The organism is Streptomyces sp. NPDC005151 (genome assembly GCF_053599875.1).
Window position 1 is genome coordinate 1 of the sequence record NZ_JBSFYR010000139.1, and the last position, 13,372, is coordinate 13,372.

Below are 13,372 nucleotides of genomic sequence, written 5' to 3' on the forward strand. Positions count from 1 at the left end.
GGTGGTGGCTTCGAGCGTCGTGAGGACCGGCCGCGTGGGCCTCGTCGCGACGACGACAGCCGCAGCGGCGGCTTCCGCCGTGACGACAGCCGCGGCGGCGGTGGATACCGCGGACAGCGGGACGACCGCGAGCGTGGTGGCTACGACCGCCGGGACGACCGGGACCGTGAGCCGATCAAGCGGCTTCCCATTCCTGACGACGTCACCGGTGACGAGATCGACAAGGACGTGCGGCAGGAGCTGATGAGCCTGCCGAAGACCCTGGCCGAGGATGTTGCCCGCAACCTCGTCATGGTCGCCCGGCTCATCGACGAGGACCCCGAGCAGGCTTACGCGTACTCGCGTATCGCGCTGCGGCTGGCCTCGCGGGTGGCTGCTGTGCGGGAGGCGGCCGGCTTCGCCGCGTACGCGACGCAGAAGTACTCGGAGGCGCTGGCCGAGTTCCGGGCGGCGAAGCGGATGACCGGTTCCGTGGAGCTGTGGCCCGTCATGGCCGACTGCGAGCGTGGACTCGGGCGGCCCGAGCGGGCGATGGCCATGGCCGGCGAGCCCGAGGTGCAGAAGCTGGACAAGGCCGGACAGGTCGAGATGCGCCTGGTGGCCGCCGGGGCGCGCAGGGACATGGGGCAGATCGATGCCGCCATCGTCACCCTGCAGAGCTCCGAGCTCGCATCGAGCGCCGTGCACCCGTGGACGCCGCGACTGCGCTATGCGTACGCCGATGCGCTGCTGGCTGCGGGGCGCGAGGACGAGGCGCGTGAGTGGTTCGCGAAGGCCCTGGAGGCCGACAAGGACGGTGCCACCGACGCGTCGGAGCGGCTCGCCGAGCTGGACGGTGTCGAGTTCGTCGACGCTCTCGGTGAGAGCGACGACGAGACGGCCGAGGTCGAGGCCGGCACCGACGCTGATGTCGATGGCGATGTCGACGATGCGGATGAGGACGGGTCGACGAAGGCGTAAGCCATGAGAGAGGGCGGCATCCCGGAAGGGATGCCGCCCTCTTTTTTGTGTCCGGCGTCCGTTCCCGCGGTCAGTCGAGGGTGAGGCTGCGCAGGACCAGGCCCGTGGCCGGCTTGGGGCCGAACGAGGTCGACTTGCGGGGCATGGTGACTCCCTGTCGGGCCAGGTCCCGGACGACTTCTTCGCGTACCGGATGCATCAGGACCGCGGTGGCGTTGTGGCGCTCGGCCTGTTCCACGGCTGCCTCGGTGTCATGTATGTACGCGATGCGTTCCGGACTGTCGGGGATCTGCCACACATGGTCGAGAAGCGTCGCGTGCAGGACTGTCGCATCGAGAGTGCGCCAGGCGAGTGGGCGGTCGGCCGGGATCGTGCGGGCCAGCAGTGCCTCGTCCGGGCGGTCGACGAGATGGAAGCGGCCGTCGCCTGCCAGCAGGAAGGCGTTGCCCTCGGCGGCCGCCTCGGCGAGGGCGTCGAGGGCAACGGGGAGTGGTTCCTCGATGTCGCGGACTCGGAAGGTGCCGTTCAACGCGGCCAGTGCGTCGGCGACGGGGAGGCGGTGCAGCAGCCGGTGGATGGCGCGGATCCGGAGCGGGTAGCGGGCCGTGTCGACGAGGAGGACCAGGCCGAAGTCCCAGGGGCCCGGGTCGGTGTGTTCCTGCTGCAGCCGGAGGTAGGTGGCCCAGCGGTGGTGGCCGTCGGCGATGAGCGCCTGGTGGCGAGCGAGGTCGGTCTCGATCTCGGACCGGTCGGCCGGGTCGGTGACCGCCCAGAGCCGGTGCCGGTAGCCGTCCTCGGTGGTCGTCGCGAGCAGCGGCGGCCGGTGGATGGTGCGCTCGATCACGGCGGTCGCGCCGGTCGGGTCGCCCTCGCTGCGGTAGGTGAGCAGGAGCGGTTCCAGGTGGGCGGCTGTGGTGCGCATCAGGTTGGCGCGATCCTCGACGACATGGGCCATGACGTCCTCGTGCGGCAGGACGATGCCGTCGGCGGGGGAGGAGAGCGCCAGTGCTCCCACGATGCCGCGTTGCAGGATCTCGCCGCTGCGCTGCTCGTAGACGTAGAGCGCGGGCTCGCTCTCGGGGGCCAGTATGCCCTCGTCGAGCCAGCGGTTGAGAGTCTCGGCGGCCTGCTCCTGGCGGGCGGCGGGCGTGTCGGCCTGCGGCAGGATCAATCGGACGATGTTGTGCGGGTCCGCCGATTCCAGGTGGTGCAGCCCGTCGGGGCGCACGACGACGTCGTAGGGCGGTGAGGTCACCGCGGCGAGACTGCCGACCCGCTCGGGGACGTAGCGCAGCCCGCGGAACGGGATCAGGCGCAGTCCCTGGCCGGTGGGACCTGGTGTCTTCATTTCTGCATCGTATGTGCGTTGTGGCGATGCGCGATGATCGAGGGAGAAGCATGCAATGAGGGGCGTAAAGATATGAGTCAGGCGAGCAGGACCCGGCCGAGCGGGATCAGCACTGCGCTGAGCGAGGCGTACGACACGGCTTTGCTGGATCTTGACGGGGTGGTGTACGCGGGCGGTCACGCGATCGTGCATGCCGTCGATTCGCTGGGCGCCGCGCGGGACGGTGGAATGCATCTTGCATACGTGACCAACAATGCGCTGCGTACGCCGGCTGCCGTGGCGGACCATCTGACCGAGCTCGGGGTGCCGGCCGAGCCCGCCGACGTGATCACCTCGGCGCAGGCGGTGGCGCGGCTGATGGCCGATCAGCTGCCGGCCGGGGCCCGGGTGCTCGTGGTCGGGGGCGAGGGGCTGAAGGTCGCGCTGGTGGAGCGTGGGCTGGTGCCGGTGGATTCGGCGGACGACGAGCCGGTGGCGGTGGCGCAGGGGTACGGCGGTCCCGACATGGCGTGGGGACGGTTCGCGGAGGCTGCGTACGCGATCAACCGTGGGGTGCCGTGGTTCGCGTCCAACACCGATCTGACGATTCCGAGCGCCCGGGGGATCGCGCCGGGCAATGGTGCGGCGGTCGAGGTCGTACGGATCGCCACCGGTGCCGAGCCGCAGGTCGCCGGGAAGCCGCTGCCGCCGATGCACCGTGAGACCGTGCTGCGGACCGGGGCGGAGCGGCCGCTGGTGGTCGGGGACCGGCTGGACACGGACATCGAGGGTGCGTTCAACGGTGGAGTGGACTCACTGCTGGTGCTCACCGGGGTGACGGACGCGGCGCAGCTGGTGGCGGCCGAGCCGAGGCACCGGCCGACGTATGTGGATGCGGATCTGCGGGGACTGCTCACCGGGCAGCCCGAGGTGACGGAGAACGGCGGTGGGTTCGGCTGCGGTGACTGGACGGCCGTGGTGCGCGGCGACGAGCTGGCGCTGGAGGGCGACGGGGACGTGCTCGACGGGCTGCGGGCGCTGTGCGGGGCTGCCTGGTCGTACGCCGGTGAGGAGGCGTGCCGGCTTGATGCGGGGAAGGCGGTGGCCAGGCTCGGGCTGTAGTCCGGCGGCAACCTGAGGGTGCTGCGGACGGGGCCTGGGCAACTGGGCGGGGGTGTCCGGGAGTTCGCCGGGGCGACGGATCCTTGCGGGACGAATCGGGCGTATATGGCGTTCCGTTGCGTACAGGGAGCCGGGCGGCTCGACAACTAGAGAGGGTAGGCTAACCTAACCTCGTGTTGGTCGAGAGTTCGCCGGAACCGAGCGCAGGTCCCAGGGCCGCGCCGGTGACATCCGCGCCCCCCGGGCGCCATGAGATCCGTGCCGTAGGGCTGTTGATCGCCGTGGTCGCACTGGTGCTGGTGTGCCTCGCGAGTATCGCGATCGGTGCCAGGGCGCTGCCCCTCGCCGATGTCTGGCACGCTCTGTTCCACGCCTCGGGGACCCATGGCGATGTCCTCGTACGGGAGGTGCGCATCCCGCGGACCGTGCTCGGGTTGATCGTCGGCACCGCGCTCGGCCTCGCCGGTGCGGTGATGCAGGCCCTGACCCGTAACCCACTGGCAGAACCCGGACTGCTCGGCGTCAACGCAGGAGCCTCGGCAGCTGTCGTGTCCGCGATCAGCTTCTTCGGTGTCACCTCGCTGACCGGGTATGTGTGGTTCGCGTTCCTCGGCGCCGCGGTCGTGTCGGTCGCGGTGTACCTGCTCGGTGGCAGCCGGTCCGCGACGCCTGTACGCCTCGCCCTCGCCGGGACCGCGGCCGGCGCCGCGCTGTTCGGCTATGTCAACGCCGTACAGCTGCTGGACGCGGCGGCGCTCGACCGGCTGCGGTTCTGGACGGTCGGGTCGCTGGCCTCGGCGAACATGGAGACCGTCGGCAAGGTGTGGCCGTTCATCGCGGTCGGTGTCGTCCTCGCACTGCTCATCGCCCGGCCGCTGAACGCCCTGGAGATGGGCGACGACACCGCCAGGGCGCTCGGCGCCCATCTGACCCGCACCCGCGTTCTCGCGATGCTCGTCGTCACTCTGCTGTGCGGGGCCGCGACCGCCGCCTGCGGGCCGATCGTCTTCATCGGGCTGATGATCCCGCACCTGGTGCGTGCGATCACCGGCCCCGACATGCGGTGGATCCTGCCGTACGCGGCCGTGCTCGCGCCGGTGCTGCTGCTCGGCGCGGACGTGGTGGGGCGGGTGATCGCCCGGCCGTCCGAGCTGCAGGTCGGCATCGTCACCGCGCTGCTCGGCGGTCCCGTCTTCATCCATCTCGTACGCCGCAAGAGGATGGCCCAGCTGTGAAGGCCATGAAGACCCGTACGAAGGGCGGAGCCGGCGCGGTCCGGGCCGTACGGACCGGCGGCGGGCTCTCCTTCCGGGTGGACGTCCGGGCGTTCGTGGTGATCGTGCTCCTTGCCGCCGTGGCAGCCGGGGCCGGGATCGTGCTCATCGGCAGCGGGGACTACGCGATGACGCCCGGCGAGGTCGTCAGCACGCTGTTCGGGCACGGCACCTTCCAGCAGGAGTTCATCGTCACGGACCTGCGACTGCCGCGGGTCCTCGTCGGGCTCCTGGTCGGCGCGGCGCTCGGGGTCGGCGGCGCCGTGTTCCAGACCATCTCCCGCAACCCGCTCGGCAGCCCCGACGTGCTCGGCTTCGGCCAGGGCGCCACCGTCGGTGCGCTGACGGTGATCGTCCTCTTCCAGGGCGGGGCCGCCGCGGTCGCGGGCGGCGCCGTGGTCGGCGGGCTGCTCACCGGCGCCGCGGTGTACCTGCTGGCGTGGAAACGAGGGGTCCACGGCTACCGGCTGGTGCTCGTCGGTATCGGCGCGGCCGCGATGCTCACCGCCGCCTCGCAGTATCTGATCACCAAGGCCAACCTGGTCGATGCGACCCGTGCCGTCGTCTGGATGACCGGTTCGCTGGACGGGCGGGACTGGGCGCAGGTCTGGCCGCTGATCGCGGTGTGCGGCCTGCTCATTCCGCTGGTGCTCGGGCACGGACGGGCGCTGCGCATGATGGAGATGGGTGACGACGCCGCGTACGCCCTGGGTGTACGGGTGGAACGCACCCGGCTCGTCCTCATGGGCTGTGCCGTGCTGCTCGTCGCCGTCGCCACCGCCGCGGCCGGGCCCATCGCGTTCGTCTCGCTGAGTGCCCCGCAGCTGGCACACCGGCTCACCCGCTCGCCCGGGCCCAATCTGGCGCCCGCCGCCTTCATGGGGGCTGCGCTGCTGCTCGTCGCCGACTGGATCGCGATGGACGCCTTCGGCGACCGGCAGTTGCCGGTGGGTGTCGTCACCGGCGTGCTGGGTGGCTGCTACCTGCTGTGGCTGCTCGTCTCCGAGCGCAGGGCGGGGCGGATATGAGAACCCGGCGGACGGTGAATCCGCCCCGAAGGACGAGCCCATCGATGACCCATCCCACCGACTCCCGGAGTACGACCATGCAGCGCCTCACCGCGGACTCGGTGACCCTCGGCTACGACCAGCGGGTCATCGCGGAGAACCTTTCGGTCGAGATCCCCGACAACTCGTTCACCGTGATCGTCGGCCCCAATGCCTGTGGGAAGTCCACGCTGCTGCGGGCACTGTCCCGGATGCTCAAGCCGAGCCGGGGGCAGGTGCTGCTGGACGGGCAGACGATCCATGCGATGCCCGCGAAGAAGGTTGCGAAGACCCTGGGGCTGCTGCCGCAGTCCTCGATCGCGCCCGACGGCATCACCGTCGCGGACCTGGTCGCACGCGGGCGGTATCCGCATCAGGGGCTGCTGCGGCAGTGGTCGCCGGACGACGAACGCATTGTCGAGGAATCGATGGTGTCGACCGGTGTCCGCGGGCTGGCCGATCGCTATGTCGACGAACTGTCCGGCGGCCAGCGGCAGCGTGTCTGGATCGCGATGGCGCTTGCGCAGGAGACGCCGTTGCTGCTGCTCGACGAGCCGACGACGTACCTCGACATTCAGCACCAGATCGATGTCCTCGACCTGTGCGCGGAGCTGCATGAGACGCGCGGGCGGACGCTGGTCGCCGTCCTCCACGACCTGAACCACGCCGCGCGCTACGCCACGCATCTGATTGCCATGCGCGGGGGCGAGGTCATTGCCGAGGGGGCGCCGGAGGACGTGGTCACGGCGGAGCTGGTGGAGCGGGCGTTCGGGCTGCGGTGTCAGGTGATTGCTGATCCGGAGACGGGGACGCCGTTGGTGGTGCCGGCCGCGCGGGGCGCGCGCAACGCGCGGGGCGCGCGCGTTGCGGATTCGGTGGGGGCCTGAGCGGGGTTGCGCGGCCTGTCGGCGCGCTTTGTCCTCAATCGCCGGACGGGCTTGATTCCGGCGGGCGTGATCGGTCAGCGCGGCGGGCTCAATGGTGTGGGTGTACTACAGCAGTGTTCTGAGGCGCATGAGGTCTCGGAGGCTTGCTTCCAGCCGGACTCGGCCCGAGGCCCAGGCCTTTGCGAAGTTCAGGTTCCCGTTCACCATGGCCACCAGGTCGTCGCCGTTCATCGCGAGCCGGATCTCGGCCTTCTCGCTCGGCGGGCCCTCGATCGTGTCGAGTACCTGGATCCGGCCATCCTTGAGACGGCCGGTGAAGGTGATCCCGAGGTCCTTGATGTGACAGCTCAGCGAGCGGTCCAGGGCAGCCGCGCTGCGCACGTCGCCCTCGGCCGTCGCGAGGTTGTCGGAAAGTCTGTCGAGTGCGCTGCGGCACTCCGCCATGGTCGCCATCGTGACCGACGGTACCCCAGGCCTTCGCGGTAGCGTTTCCGCATGAGCGACTTGATGCCGGAGCCCGGGACGGCGCCGGGGGAATCGGCGGAGACGGCCGGTCCCGCACCCGAGCCCGCAGCCCCCGCGCCCCTCGGCGTCACGCGCACCCCCACCGGACACGCCGAGGTCGACGCGGGGCTGGAGCGGCTGGCCGATGCGGACCACCTCCCGGCGGAGGGACACATCGAGGTGTACGAGGATGTACACGGTGGGCTGCGCGATGCGCTGACCGCGCTGGATGCCCGGCCCGCACCCGCACCGGTACCCGCACCGGTGCCCCCGTACAACAACAGGAGCTGAACCGAACGTGGCAGGAGTGGCACGTCGCCGTCTCGACGCCGAGCTGGTACGCCGAAAGCTCGCCCGCTCACGCGAGCATGCGAGCCAGCTGATCGCCGCAGGGCGGGTGACCGTCGGCGGCAACACCGCGACCAAACCCGCCACCCAGGTCGAGACCAGTGCCGCGGTCGTCGTCATCAAGGACGACAGCGACCCCGAGTACGTCTCGCGCGGCGGCCACAAGCTCGCGGGCGCCCTCGCCGCCTTCGTACCCCTCGGGCTGAAGGTCGAGGGGCGCCGGGCGCTGGACGCAGGGGCGTCGACCGGTGGATTCACCGACGTACTGCTGCGGGCCGGAGCCGGTCATGTCGTCGCCGTCGACGTGGGCTACGGGCAGCTCGCCTGGTCGCTGCAGTCCGATGAACGCGTCACCGTCAAGGACCGTACCAACGTACGTGAATTGACGCTGGAGGCGATCGACGGAGAGGCGGTGGACCTGGTGGTCGGCGATCTGTCGTTCATCCCGCTGGGGCTCGTCCTGCCTGCCCTGGCGCGCTGTGCCGCCCCCGACGCGGACCTGGTCCTGATGGTCAAGCCGCAGTTCGAGGTCGGCAAGGAGCGGCTGGGCAGCGGTGGCGTGGTGCGCAGCCCTGAGCTGCGGGCCGAAGCGGTACGGGAGGTGGCGCGCCGGGCCTGGGCGCTGGGACTCGGAGTGCGCGGAGTGACCGCGAGCCCGCTGCCCGGGCCTTCCGGCAATGTCGAGTATTTTCTCTGGCTGCGGGCCGGAGCGCCTGAGCTGAATCCTGCGGATGTCGACCGTGCAGTGGCGGAGGGGCCTCGTTGACGACGAATGCGGCACGAACTGTCTTTCTTTTGGCACATACCGGCCGGCCGGCCGCGATCCGCAGCGCCGAGCTCGTGGTGCAGGGGCTGCTGCGCAGCGGACTCGGGGTACGGGTCCTTGCCGCGGAGGCCGCAGACCTGCCGCTCCCGACGGCCGTGGAGACGGTCGACGACGCGACGCCCGCGGCCGTGGACGGCTGTGAGCTGCTGATCGTCCTCGGCGGGGACGGGACGCTGCTGCGCGGCGCCGAGATCTCCCGGGCCTCCGGGGTGCCGATGCTCGGTGTCAACCTCGGCCGGGTCGGCTTCCTCGCCGAGGCCGAGCGGGACGACCTGGACAAGGTGGTCGACCGGGTCGTCACCCGGGCGTACCAGGTCGAGGAGCGCATGACGATCGACGTCCTCGTGCACAGCAACGGCGACATCGTCCACACCGACTGGGCGATGAACGAAGCGGCCGTGCAGAAGGTGTCGCCCGAGCGGATGCTCGAAGTCGTCCTGGAGATCGACGGGCGCCCGGTCACCGGCTTCGGCTGCGACGGGATCGTCTGTGCGACGCCGACCGGCTCCACCGCGTACGCCTTCTCGGCGGGCGGGCCGGTGGTGTGGCCGGAGGTCGAGGCGCTGCTGATGGTCCCGATCAGCGCCCACGCCCTGTTCGCCAAGCCGCTGGTGACGTCGCCGGCCTCGGTGCTCGCCGTCGAGGTCCAGCCGCATACGCCGCACGGGGTGCTGTGGTGCGACGGGCGCAGGACCGTGGAGCTGCCGGCCGGAGCGCGGGTCGAGGTGCGGCGCGGGGCCGTGCCCGTACGGCTGGCGCGGCTGCACCAGGCCTCGTTCACGGACCGGCTGGTGGCGAAGTTCGCGCTGCCCGTCTCGGGGTGGCGGGGCGCGCCCCACTGATCGCGTCGATGCCGCAGATCACGGCCCTTCGGTGCACGGGAGAGTGAATCCGCGGCCGGGGCCCGTCGCACACCGGGGTCCGGACCTCGTAAGGTCGTGTCCGTGTTGGAGGAGATGCGGATACGGTCGCTCGGAGTCATCGACGACGCGGTGGTGGAGCTGTCACCCGGGTTCACCGCGGTGACGGGCGAGACCGGCGCGGGCAAGACCATGGTCGTCACCAGCCTGGGGCTGCTGCTCGGCGGGCGCGCCGACCCCGCCCTGGTGCGGATCGGCGCCAAGGCTGCCGTCGTCGAGGGACGGATCACGGTGTCCGCCGGTGACGCGGCCGCGGTACGGGCCGAGGAGGCCGGGGCCGAAATCGACGAGGGTGCGCTGCTGATCAGCCGTACCGTTTCCGCGGAAGGGCGCTCGCGCGCCCATCTCGGCGGACGGTCCGTGCCGGTGGGCGTCCTCACCGAACTCGCCGACGAACTCGTCGCCGTGCACGGCCAGACCGACCAGCAGGGACTGCTCAAGCCCGCGCGGCAGCGGCAGGCCCTGGACCGGTACGCGGGCGACGGCGTCGCCGTGCCGCACGCCAAGTACGCGGCGGCGTACCGGCGGCTGCGGGCCGTCGTCACGGAGCTCGACGAGCTGACCACGCGCGCCCGCGAACGCGCCCAGGAAGCGGATCTGCTGCGCTTCGGACTGGGCGAGATCGCCGGCGTCGAACCACTGCCCGGCGAGGACACCGATCTCGCCGCCGAGGCCGAACGGCTCGGTCACGCCGAAGCGCTCGCCTCCGCGGCCGCCCTCGCGCACGCCGCGCTCGCGGGCAACCCGGAGGACCAGGAGGCCGTCGACGCGACGACCGTCGTCGCCGCGGCCGGGCGGTCGCTCGACGCCGTCCGCGCCCACGACGCGGCGCTCGCCGCGCTCGCCGACCGGATCGGCGAGATCTCCATCCTGCTCGCCGATGTGGCGGGCGAACTGGCCGGGTACGCCGACCAGCTGGACGCCGACCCGCTGCGGCTCGCCGCGGTGGAGGAGCGGCGCGCCGCGCTCACCGCGCTCACCCGCAAGTACGGCGAGGACATCGCCGCGGTGCTCGCCTGGGCCGAGGACGGGGCCGGCCGGCTCACCGAACTCGAGGGCGACGACGACCGGATCGGCGAGCTGACGGCCGAGCGGGACGCGCTGCGGGCCGAACTCTCCGGGCTCGGACAGGCGCTCACCGATGCGCGGACGGCGGCGGCGGCTCTCTTCGCCGAAGCGGTGACCGAGGAACTGGCATCCCTCGCCATGCCGCACGCCCGGGTCTCCTTCGACATCCGGCAGACCGACGCGGCGGACGAGGCGTCCGGCATCGACATCGGCGGGCGGAGCGTGCTCTACGGTCCGTCCGGCGCCGACGAGGTGGAACTGCTGCTGGCCCCGCACCCCGGGGCCCAGCCCCGGCCGATCGCCAAGGGCGCATCGGGCGGTGAGCTGTCCCGGGTGATGCTCGCCGTCGAGGTGGTGTTCGCGGGCTCCGACCCCGTACCCACGTACCTCTTCGACGAGGTCGACGCGGGCGTCGGCGGCAAGGCGGCCGTCGAGGTCGGACGGCGGCTGGCGAAGCTCGCCAAGTCCGCGCAGGTGGTCGTCGTCACGCACCTGCCACAGGTGGCGGCGTTCGCCGACCGGCAGCTGCTGGTCGAGAAGACGGTCGACGGGGCGGTGACCCGGAGCGGTGTCACGGTCCTGGAGGGCGAGGACCGGGTACGGGAGCTGTCCCGGATGCTTGCGGGGCAGGAGGACTCGGAGACGGCGCGGGCGCATGCGGAGGAGCTGCTGGCCGCGGCGCGGGCGGACGGGTAGGCGGCGGCGCACTGCTGTGCGGGGGAGTCTTTGCCGTTCGGCGCGGGGACGGGCCGGCTTCGGTGTCTGCGGTGCAGTGTGCGGGCGGGCGGGCCTCGGCGCCCCTGCGTCCGAGTGTTCGGGGCCGACTCGTAGCCTGGCGCGCATGGGAGCAATGATCAGCAGGGTCGCCGCCGGTGCCGTCGCCGCCGGGGTCGCGGGCGGGGTGTACCGGGCGCTGCGGGGGCGGCCGCGCCCGGGGTGGTTGCGGACCAACTACGCGGGGCGCACCGTCGATCTGTACGCCGGGCCCGCCGTCGCGCTCGGTGCCGCCGCCGGAGCCGCCGTGCTCCCGCTGCCGCCCCGCACCCGGACCGCCGCCGCCCTCGCCGTGCTGGCCGCCGGGGGCTGTGGCGTCTACGACGACTTCGCCGGCGCCGAGGATCCGCGCCGCGGGTTCCGCGCCCATCTCACGGCGCTGCGGCACGGCGAGGTGACCAGTGGTGCCGTGAAGCTCTTCGGTATCGGGGCGGCCGGGCTCGCTGCGGGCGTCCTGCTGAAGGAACGGCCCGTCGACCGGATCCTCGCCGGTGTGTGATCGCCGGAACCGCTCATCTCGTCAACCTGACGGACCTGCGGCCGGGCGTCGCGACCGCCACCGTGCTCGCCCTCGGGGCCACGGGGCTGGTCCGGGGCGGACTCGCTGCCGCGCCGATGGGGGCCGTGGCAGCCCTCGCCGCCGAGGAGCTGGGGGAACGCACCATGATCGGGGACGCGGGCGCGCATGCCCTGGGCGCGGCCGTCGGTCTCGCGATCGTTGCGGGCAACGGCCGGGGCGGGCTCGCCGCCCATGCGGCGGGGGTCCTGGCCGCGGCGGTGTACGGGGACCGGATCAGCGGGCTCGCCCGGCGCTGTCGGATCGGTGACGTGCTGTCGGGGCGCTGACGCGTCCCCGGGTCCCCGGGTCGCCGGGTCGTCGGCGTGGCAATATCGCACCGTTGTCCTCACCCGTCCGGGTGGTAACGCACGCCCGGTTGTCGCTGTGCGCACCGGAACCACGGCTCCGAGGTGCCGGAACGTGCGTACGGACTGGCATCCTTGGCGGTGCACATACCGCCGACTCGGTAGCCCCGGGAGCCATTCAACGTGTCACAGCTGCGTACGGTCCAAGTCCTGGGCGGCGGCAGTGCGGGCAGCAGCGCTCACGTCAGCTCGCTGGCCGCGGGGCTGGTGGCGAGAGGCGTACACGTCACCGTCTGCGCCCCGGCCGAACTGGACCGCGCCTACGACTTCTCCGGCACGGGGGCCCGCTTCGTCCCCGTACCGCGGCGCAGCGACCCCACCGCCGTCGCCGCCCTGCGGGGCGCCTGCGTGGGGGCGGACGTGGTCCATGCGCACGGGCTGCACGCCGCCGTACGCACGGGTCTTGCGCTCGGCGGGCGGCGCACCCCACTGGTCCTGACCTGGCACACCCTGGCGTACGCCGAAGGTGCCCGCAGCCGGCTGCTCCACCTCCTGGAGCGAAGGGCCGCCCGGGCGGCGGCCGTTGTGCTCGGTACGTCGTCGGATCTGGTCGACCGGGCGCGGCGGCGGGGCGCGCGCGACGCGCGACTCGCGCCGGTCGCCCTTCCCCTGTCGCGCATTCCTGCCGCTGTCCGCGACGATGGCAAGGCGCGGGCCGAACTCGGAGTGGTGGGGCGGCCGTTACTCGTCTCCATCGGCAGTCTCGTACCGCATCACGGGTACGACACGCTGCTCGACGCGGCACGGATGTGGCGTCAACTCGACCCCTTGCCCCTGCTGGTCATCGCGGGGGAGGGGCGGGAGCGGGGTGCGCTCCAGTGGCGGATCCGGGACGAGGGACTGCCCGTCAGGCTGATCGGGAGCCGCGACGACGTCGCCGAGCTTCTTGCCGTCGCCGATCTGGCCCTGCTGTCCAGCCGGTGGGAGGCGCGGTCGCTGGTGGCGCAGGAGGCGCTGCGGATGGGGGTGCCGTTGGTCGCCACGGCGGTGGGCGGGATGCCCGAACTGGTCGGGGACGCGGCGGAACTTGTGCCGTACGGCAACGCGGAGGCCATGGCGCGGGTCGTTGTACGGCTGCTGGGGGACCCGGCGGCTCGGGAGCGGATGGCCGGCACGGGGCGCGTGCAGGCGGCGAGTTGGCCCACGGAAAACGACACGATCGCGCAAGTCCTCAGTGTGTACGACGAGTTGGCTAGGCCGTTGGCGATCGGGCGGGGATGGTGAGGTGACGGCGGGGATGCCGGAGCATCCCGCGGCCGTCTTGTTCTCAGAGGAGCTCACAGAATGGGAGTCCGAACAGCTCGCGGCGTCTGGTGCGTGCGATCGCAAGGCGCCGGAAGGTCCTCGGATGGGGTCTCCCCTGCTCGAACGAAGCTGAGAGCTTGGGGAAGG

At 72.0% G+C, this 13,372-nt stretch carries 12 protein-coding genes and 1 pseudogene; 11 read left to right on the top strand and 2 right to left on the bottom strand.

The window, feature by feature from the left end:
• The first annotated feature begins 243 nt into the window (after nucleotides 1-243).
• Nucleotides 244-960 (top strand): tetratricopeptide repeat protein, encoded by a 717-nt coding sequence (locus ACWD6R_RS37400; protein WP_451822831.1) that lies wholly within the window; start codon nucleotides 244-246, stop codon nucleotides 958-960.
• 70 nt (nucleotides 961-1,030) lie between these two features.
• Here ACWD6R_RS37400 and ACWD6R_RS37405 read toward each other — a convergent pair whose 3' ends face one another.
• Nucleotides 1,031-2,308, bottom strand: a complete 1,278-nt coding sequence (locus tag ACWD6R_RS37405; protein WP_451822825.1) for a DUF1015 domain-containing protein — start codon at nucleotides 2,306-2,308, stop codon at nucleotides 1,031-1,033.
• A gap of 72 nt (nucleotides 2,309-2,380) precedes the next feature.
• On the opposite strand from ACWD6R_RS37405, the gene ACWD6R_RS37410 reads away from it, so the two are divergent.
• The 4 genes from ACWD6R_RS37410 to ACWD6R_RS37425 all read left to right on the top strand — a co-directional run bounded on the left by ACWD6R_RS37410 (nucleotide 2,381) and on the right by ACWD6R_RS37425 (nucleotide 6,616).
• Entirely contained in the window at nucleotides 2,381-3,409 is a 1,029-nt protein-coding gene (locus tag ACWD6R_RS37410; protein ID WP_451822826.1) for an HAD hydrolase-like protein, read from the top strand.
• 275 nt (nucleotides 3,410-3,684) lie between these two features.
• Entirely contained in the window at nucleotides 3,685-4,644 is a 960-nt protein-coding gene (locus tag ACWD6R_RS37415; protein WP_451822832.1) for a FecCD family ABC transporter permease, read from the top strand.
• 5 nt (nucleotides 4,645-4,649) lie between these two features.
• Complete coding sequence (locus ACWD6R_RS37420; RefSeq protein ID WP_451822833.1) at nucleotides 4,650-5,711, top strand: FecCD family ABC transporter permease; 1,062 nt, start codon at nucleotides 4,650-4,652, stop codon at nucleotides 5,709-5,711.
• A 77-nt stretch (nucleotides 5,712-5,788) separates the two neighbouring features.
• Nucleotides 5,789-6,616, top strand: a complete 828-nt coding sequence (locus ACWD6R_RS37425; protein WP_451822834.1) for an ABC transporter ATP-binding protein — start codon at nucleotides 5,789-5,791, stop codon at nucleotides 6,614-6,616.
• A gap of 105 nt (nucleotides 6,617-6,721) precedes the next feature.
• Here the strand turns inward: ACWD6R_RS37425 and ACWD6R_RS37430 are convergent, their stop codons facing one another.
• Nucleotides 6,722-7,069 (bottom strand): SCP2 sterol-binding domain-containing protein, encoded by a 348-nt coding sequence (locus ACWD6R_RS37430; protein ID WP_266987247.1) that lies wholly within the window; start codon nucleotides 7,067-7,069, stop codon nucleotides 6,722-6,724.
• Nucleotides 7,070-7,123: 54 nt separating this feature from the next.
• On the opposite strand from ACWD6R_RS37430, the gene ACWD6R_RS37435 reads away from it, so the two are divergent.
• The 6 genes and pseudogenes from ACWD6R_RS37435 (at nucleotide 7,124) to ACWD6R_RS37460 (ending at nucleotide 13,204) form a co-directional block, all read left to right on the top strand.
• The gene (locus ACWD6R_RS37435) at nucleotides 7,124-7,411 is read left to right on the top strand and encodes a hypothetical protein (protein WP_451822835.1); all 288 of its coding nucleotides are present in this window, start codon (nucleotides 7,124-7,126) and stop codon (nucleotides 7,409-7,411) included.
• A gap of 7 nt (nucleotides 7,412-7,418) precedes the next feature.
• The gene (locus tag ACWD6R_RS37440; RefSeq protein ID WP_451822827.1) at nucleotides 7,419-8,234 is read left to right on the top strand and encodes a TlyA family RNA methyltransferase; all 816 of its coding nucleotides are present in this window, start codon (nucleotides 7,419-7,421) and stop codon (nucleotides 8,232-8,234) included.
• Nucleotides 8,231-9,136, top strand: a complete 906-nt coding sequence (locus tag ACWD6R_RS37445) for an NAD kinase (RefSeq protein WP_451822828.1) — start codon at nucleotides 8,231-8,233, stop codon at nucleotides 9,134-9,136. The genes ACWD6R_RS37440 and ACWD6R_RS37445 overlap by 4 nt, the downstream gene beginning before the upstream one ends.
• Before the next feature lie 96 nt (nucleotides 9,137-9,232).
• Nucleotides 9,233-10,978 (top strand): DNA repair protein RecN, encoded by a 1,746-nt coding sequence (gene recN / locus ACWD6R_RS37450; protein ID WP_451822829.1) that lies wholly within the window; start codon nucleotides 9,233-9,235, stop codon nucleotides 10,976-10,978.
• Nucleotides 10,979-11,132: 154 nt separating this feature from the next.
• Nucleotides 11,133-11,902, top strand: a pseudogene (locus tag ACWD6R_RS37455) (hypothetical protein).
• A gap of 201 nt (nucleotides 11,903-12,103) precedes the next feature.
• The gene (locus ACWD6R_RS37460; protein WP_451822830.1) at nucleotides 12,104-13,204 is read left to right on the top strand and encodes a glycosyltransferase family 4 protein; all 1,101 of its coding nucleotides are present in this window, start codon (nucleotides 12,104-12,106) and stop codon (nucleotides 13,202-13,204) included.
• Nucleotides 13,205-13,372: the final 168 nt, after the last annotated feature.